The sequence below is a fragment of the Promicromonospora kroppenstedtii DSM 19349 genome, assembly GCF_000515355.1.
In the GTDB taxonomy this organism is placed as follows: domain Bacteria; phylum Actinomycetota; class Actinomycetes; order Actinomycetales; family Cellulomonadaceae; genus Promicromonospora; species Promicromonospora kroppenstedtii.
The window spans coordinates 101,777-106,984 of sequence record NZ_KI911656.1 but is presented as its reverse complement, the minus strand read 5'-3'; the positions used below and the strand labels follow the sequence as shown (position 1 = coordinate 106,984).

The window sequence follows — 5,208 nt, the reverse complement described above, 5'->3', positions numbered from 1 at the left end:
GCGCGCGGGGCGCGCCGGGCGTGAGGCACCGGGCCGGGTCTACCGGTGCTGGTCCGCCACCGACCACGGCCGGCTCGACGACCACGCGGCGCCGGAGATCGCGACCGCCGACCTGGCGGGGTTCGCCCTCGACCTGGCGGCGTGGGGCGCACCCGGTGGTGCTGGTCTGACCCTGCTCGAGGCACCGCCGGTGCCGGCGATGACCGCGGCCACCGAGCTGCTGCGCCGCATCGAGGCGACCGACGAGGGCGGTCGGATCACCGAGCGGGGCCGGCGGATGGCTGCGGTCGGGGCGCATCCTCGCCTGGCCCGTGCGCTGCTGGACGGCGCTTCCCGGGTCGGGGCCGACCGGGCACGCGAGGTCGTTGCGCTGCTCTCGGACGACTCCGGCCGAGGCCCTGGCGACGATCTGCCGGGCCGCTGGCGGGCCCTCCGCCGTGGCGACGACCGCGGAGCCACGGCCCGATGGCGGGAGGAGACGAAGCAGCTCGGCCGGGGCGTGCCGGCTTCGGCCGACAAGGGCCCGCCCGGACTGCCGGACGATCTCGCGGCCGGGATCGTGGTCGGCCTGGCGTACCCGGACCGGATCGCGCGGGTCCGGGGGAGCGGCGCGGTGACCTACCAGATGTCCGGTGGGACGGGCGCTGCGCTCGACGCGCAGTCGTCGCTGCGGACCACGACCTGGCTCGCGATCGCGGTCGCCGACCGGGCACCCGGCCGCGCCGACGCCAGGATCCGGTCCGCGGCCCCGATCGACGAGGCGACGGCGCGGGACGTCGCGGGCGAGCTCGTCACGACCACCGACCAGATCCGCTGGGACGACGGCCGGATCGTGACGCGGCGCGTCGAGACGCTCGGCGCGATCGTGCTGAGCGACGTCCCGCTGCCCGGTCCCGACCCACTGCTCGTCCAGGCGGCCGTCCGCGACGGCCTCCGGCGCAGCGGTCTGTCCGTGCTGCGCTGGTCGGAGGCCGCGCTCGCGCTGCGCGCACGGATGGCGTTCTGCCACGCCCACCTCGGTGCCCCGTGGCCCGACGTCGACGACGACGCGCTGCTGGCCGGGCTCGACGACTGGCTGGGTACCGAGCTCACGTCGGTGCGCGCCGCGCGCGACCTCGCCCGCATCGACGTGGCCTCGGCGCTGAGGCGCCTGCTGCCCTGGCCCGCGGCGGCCCGGCTCGACGAGCTCGCGCCGGAACGGCTCCGGGTTCCGTCGGGCTCCGAGGTCCGGCTCGCGTACGACGGCGTCGAGCCGCCTGTCCTCGCGGTGAAGCTGCAGGAGGTCTTCGGCTGGACCACCACCCCGGCCGTCGCGGACGGCCGGGTCCCGGTCGTCCTGCACCTGCTGTCTCCCGCCCAGCGCCCGGTCGCCATCACCAGCGACCTGGCCTCCTTCTGGAAGCAGGGCTACCCCCAGGTCCGGGCCGACATGCGCGCCCGCTATCCGCGGCACCCGTGGCCGGAGGACCCGCTGACGGCGGAGGCGACCAAGAGGGCGAAGCCGCGGCGGTGATCCGGCCGGGCTGCGTGCGGCCGCGGAACCTGCGGAAACCCCGTTGACGCTCCGTCGGACGCTTCGGTTGACTGCGCGCATGCTGATCGCCCAGGTCCAGGAGCTCGTCCGAACGCACTATGTCTTTCCCGACGTGGCGGTCGGCGTCGCCGACGAGCTCGACGGGCTCATCGCTGACGTGGACGACGAGCCCGCCTTCGCCGAGGCCGCCACGACCGTCCTCCAGTCGGTCAACGGCGACCGGCACCTGCGGGTCCGGCACTACCCGGAGGGCGTGCCGCCCGAGCAGGACGAGGACGAGGTGCGCGCCTACTTCGCCACCCTGGCGCGGGAGAGCGGGCCCGCGATCAGCGAGGTGCGTCGCCTCGACGGCAACGTCGGCCTGCTGAGGATCGGCCCGATCATCCTGCCGCCGGAGTACGTCCGCCCAGCCGCGTCGGCGGCGTTCACGCTGCTGCAGGGCGTGCGTCGGCTCGTGGTCGACCTGCGCGACTGCGTGGGCGGCGTGCCCGGGTCCGTGGCACTGCTGGTGAGCCACCTGCTCGGCGACGAGCCGGTCCACCTCCTGGACCTCGTGCACCGGGACGGCACCGCCGAGCCGTCGTTCACCACGCCGGCGGTCGCGCCGAGGCTGCCGGACGTGCCGGTCGTCGTCCTCACGAGCAGCCGCACGTTCAGCGGCGGCGAGGAGCTCGCCTACGACCTGCAGGCGCTGGGCCGGGCGGTCGTCGTCGGCGAGACGACGGTGGGCGGGGCTCATCCCCGGGAGGCGTTCGACCTCACCGCCCACCTGCAGCTCCACGTGCCGATCGCGCGATCGGTGCACGCCGTGACCGGGACCAACTGGGAGGGTGTCGGGGTCGTTCCCGACCACCCGTGCGCCTCCGAGCGGGCGGTGGACGTCGCGCTGGCGCTGTGACGCAGGGCCGAGGAGCCTGGCGCTGCACTGACGGGTGCGGGAGGTAGTTTGTGGGCACCGGCCGGTCCGCCGCGGCGGACCGGCCTGAAGTCCCCGAACGCCCAGCACCAGGAGGCCGCATGACCGGGTTCCCGCCGGAGACCGCCGACCAGCACCAGCCCGCCGTGCCGCCCGAGGTCGGGCCCGGCACCACATCCCTCGGGGACGACTGGGTGCCGGGGCCGGACGGCGTCCGCGAGCGCTCGGCGGCGCGCGTCATCCTGATGGACGACGCCGGCCGGGTGCTCGTGATGCGCGGTCACGACGTGAACCAGCCGGAGCGGTCTTGGTGGTTCACGGTGGGCGGCGGCATCGACGCGGGGGAGACGCCGGTGCAGGCCGCCCTGCGCGAGACGCGCGAGGAGGTGGGCATCGACCTGCCGGCCGGAGCCCTGGTGGGCCCCGTTCTCACGCGCACGGGCATCTTCGACTTCTACGCCGAGACGTGCCGGCAGCACGAGGTGTTCTACCTCGCGCGCATCCCGGATGCCGTCGAGGTGACGGCCGAGGGCTGGACCGACGCCGAGCGCGAGCTGCTCGACGAGACCGGCTGGCTGACGGCGGCGCAGCTGCGCGAGCAGCCGCTGGAAGTGTTCCCGCCGGAGCTGCCGGACGTCGTCGACCACCTCGTGTCCGGGTGGGACGGCCAGGTGCGGCACCTGGGCGAGCAGTTCGACGACTGAACCGCGCGCGTCGTGTCCGGGGCGGCCGCCGCCGTAGAATGAACGGTTGTGAGCAACCCGACCATCGGCGTCCTGGCCCTCCAGGGAGACGTCCGCGAGCACCTGGCCGCCCTCGAGTCCGTCGGCGCGCACGGCGTGACGGTACGCCGTCCGGGGGAGCTGGCCGCGGTCGACGGGCTCGTGCTGCCCGGCGGCGAGTCGACGACGATCGACAAGCTGCTGCGCATCTTCGAGCTCCGCGACCTGCTGCAGGCCCGCATCAAGGAGGGCCTGCCGGTGTACGGCTCGTGCGCGGGGATGATCCTGCTGGCCGACCGGATCCTGGACGGGACCGCCGACCAGCAGACGGTCGGCGGGATGGACGTCGTCGTGCGGCGCAACGCGTTCGGGCGGCAGGTCGACTCGTTCGAGACCGACCTCGACTTCGCGGGCATCTCCGACGTCGACGACGGTGGCCCGGTGCGCACCGCGTTCATCCGCGCCCCCTGGATCGAGGAGGCCGGGCCCGAGGTCGAGGTGCTGTCCCGCATCCCGGCTGTGGATACGCAGGGCCGTCCTGTGGCGGCCGCCGGTAGGATTGTCGCAGCACGGCAGGGGTCGCTGCTCGCCACCGCCTTCCACCCCGAGATCACGGGGGACGCGCGCGTGCACGGGCTGTTCGTCAGCATGGTTGCGGGCGGCTGAGCGGCCTTCTCGCCGCCGTTCGGCGTTGCCGAGTTCGAGCGCCATTGATAAGAGCCATCGAAATGCAAGGAGTCAGGTAGAGGCATGTCAGGTCACTCCAAGTGGGCCACGACCAAGCACAAGAAGGCCGCGATCGACGCCAAGCGCGGCAAGCTCTTCGCGAAGCTGATCAAGAACATCGAGGTCGCCGCGCGGACGGGTGGCGGCGATCTCGCCGGTAACCCGACGCTGTTCGACGCGGTCCAGAAGGCGAAGAAGTCGTCGGTCCCCAACGACAACATCGACCGCGCGCTGAAGCGTGGTTCGGGCGAGGGCGCCGACGCCGTCGACTACCAGACGATCATGTACGAGGGCTACGGCACGAACGGCATCGCCGTCCTGGTCGAGTGCCTCACCGACAACAAGAACCGCGCCGCCTCCGAGGTGCGCCTGGCGTTCTCCCGCAACGGCGGCAACCTCGCCGACCCGGGCTCGGTGTCGTACCTGTTCTCCCGCAAGGGCCTGATCGTGGTGCCGAAGGCCGACGGCGTGGGCGAGGACGAGGTCATGCTCGCCGCGCTCGACGCCGGCGCCGAGGACGTCACCGACCAGGGCGAGGTCATCGAGGTCCTCACCGAGGCGACCGACCTGGTGTCCGTGCGCACGGCCATCCAGGAGGCCGGCATCGAGTACGACTCGGCCGACGTGATCTTCCACCCGTCCATGCAGGTGGAGGTGGACGTCGAGGGCGCCCGCAAGATCATGCGCCTGATCGACGCGCTCGAGGACAGCGACGACGTGCAGAACGTCTACGCGAACTTCGACGCGAGCGACGAGGTCATGGCCGCGCTCGACGAGGAGGAGTAGCACCCACCCCCGCGGCCGTGTCCGCGCAGGGAAGGAACCCGCACGTGAGAGGGTTTCTCCGTGCGCGTTCTCGGTGTTGATCCCGGTCTGACCAGGTGCGGCGTCGGCGTCGTCGACTCCCTGCCCGGGCGGCGGGCCCGGATGGTCGCCGTCGGCGTCATCCGCTCGGACGCGGACCTGTCCACGGACCTTCGCCTGCTGCGCATCGCGGAGGGCCTGGACCGCTGGCTCGACGAGCACGTGCCCGACGTGGTGGCGGTCGAGCGCGTCTTCGCACAGCACAACGTCGGCACGGTGATGGGGACCGCCCAGGCGGCGGGCCTGGCCATGGTGGCCGCGGCCCGCCGCGGAGTGCCCGTCGCCCTGCACACCCCGTCGGAGGTCAAGGCGGCCGTGACCGGTTCGGGGCGCGCCGACAAGGCGCAGGTGACGACGATGATCACCCGCATCCTCGACCTCGACGAGGCACCACGGCCCGCCGACGCCGCCGACGCGCTCGCGCTCGCCGTCTGTCACCTCTGGCG

General features: G+C 73.4%; 6 protein-coding genes. All 6 read left to right on the top strand.

Features of this window, described 5'->3' with window-relative positions:
• The coding region (locus PROKR_RS11225) for an ATP-dependent helicase C-terminal domain-containing protein (protein WP_036963120.1) at positions 1–1,513 on the top strand (1,513 nt) is incomplete at its 5' end.
• 43 nt (positions 1,514–1,556) lie between these two features.
• Positions 1,557–2,432 carry a S41 family peptidase gene (locus PROKR_RS11220; RefSeq protein WP_342665869.1) on the top strand — a complete coding sequence of 292 codons (876 nt, stop codon included), beginning with the start codon at positions 1,557–1,559 and terminating at the stop codon, positions 2,430–2,432.
• A gap of 119 nt (positions 2,433–2,551) precedes the next feature.
• The gene (locus PROKR_RS11215; RefSeq protein WP_036963116.1) at positions 2,552–3,154 is read left to right on the top strand and encodes an NUDIX hydrolase; all 603 of its coding nucleotides are present in this window, start codon (positions 2,552–2,554) and stop codon (positions 3,152–3,154) included.
• Positions 3,155–3,202: 48 nt separating this feature from the next.
• Entirely contained in the window at positions 3,203–3,838 is a 636-nt protein-coding gene (gene pdxT, locus PROKR_RS11210; RefSeq protein WP_036963115.1) for a pyridoxal 5'-phosphate synthase glutaminase subunit PdxT, read from the top strand.
• 84 nt (positions 3,839–3,922) lie between these two features.
• Positions 3,923–4,684 (top strand): YebC/PmpR family DNA-binding transcriptional regulator, encoded by a 762-nt coding sequence (locus tag PROKR_RS11205; RefSeq protein ID WP_036963114.1) that lies wholly within the window; start codon positions 3,923–3,925, stop codon positions 4,682–4,684.
• A gap of 60 nt (positions 4,685–4,744) precedes the next feature.
• On the top strand, positions 4,745–5,208 hold a 464-nt coding region (gene ruvC, locus PROKR_RS34645), incomplete at its 3' end, for a crossover junction endodeoxyribonuclease RuvC (protein ID WP_036963256.1).